Annotated in this window: 1 protein-coding gene; it reads left to right on the top strand. The window is 62.2% G+C overall.

The genetic code is table 11. The features are described from left to right. The first annotated feature begins 5 nt into the window (after positions 1-5). A protein-coding gene (locus EN885_RS33000; protein WP_095483232.1) for an IS630 family transposase occupies positions 6-954 on the top strand; the annotation gives its coding sequence in 2 pieces (ribosomal slippage) (positions 6-341 and positions 343-954; 948 coding nt in all). Positions 955-963: the final 9 nt, after the last annotated feature.

Here is a 963-nt window from a genome sequence, read left to right on the forward strand (position 1 = left end):
ATCTGATGACTCGACCCCTTTCCAATGATCTTCGCGAGCGGGTGGTGGCGGCGGTTTTGAGTGGTGAAAGCCGCCGGTCTGCCGCCAAACGGTTCGGCATTTCGGCTTCGGCGGCGGTGAAGCTGTTGCAGCGCCATGAGGCAACCGGCTCGGTGGCACCGGGCAAGATGGGCGGACATCGCAAGAGGGTGCTGGAGCCGCACCGTGCCTTCATCGAGGCGCGTATGCGCGAGACGCCGCATCTGACGCTGCACGGTCTGAAGGATGAGTTGGCCGGGCGCGGAGTCAAGGTCTCGCACAATGCGGTGTGGCTGTTCCTGCGCCGCGAGGGCCTGAGCTTCAAAAAAAACGCTGTTCGCCCTTGAGCAGGCGCGTGCTGATATCGCCCGCAGGCGCCAACGATGGCGATCCTGGCAGGCCAACCTCGATCCGCAGTGCCTGGTCTTCATCGATGAGACCTGGATCAAGACCAACATGGCTCCGCTGCGAGGTTGGGGGCCGAAGGGCAAACGGCTGCGCGGCCTGGCTCCGCACGGCCACTGGCGCACATTGACCTTCCTCGGCGCGCTGCGCTGCGATCGGCTCGCGGCACCTTGTGTCTTCGACGGCCCGATCAACGGTCAATGCTTCCGCGCCTATGTCGAGCAGCAGCTCATCGCCGTGCTAAAGCCCGGCGACATCGTCGTCATGGATAATCTGGGAAGTCATAAGTCGGCGGCCATCAGGCAGATGATCAAGGCTGCCGGCGCCAGGCTTTGGTATCTGCCGCCCTACTCTCCGGACCTCAACCCGATCGAGCAGGCCTTCGCCAAGATCAAACACTGGATGCGTCAGGCTCAGAAACGCACCATCGAGGACACTTGGCGACACATCGGCCATCTCGTCGCAACGATCGAACCCGGCGAATGCAAGAACTACTTCGCAAACGCCGGGTACGCTTCCGTCAAAACGTGAAAGACTCTA

Origin of the sequence: Mesorhizobium sp. M6A.T.Cr.TU.014.01.1.1 (assembly GCF_004022765.1) — a bacterium.
Classification (GTDB): Bacteria; Pseudomonadota; Alphaproteobacteria; order Rhizobiales; family Rhizobiaceae; genus Mesorhizobium; species Mesorhizobium mediterraneum.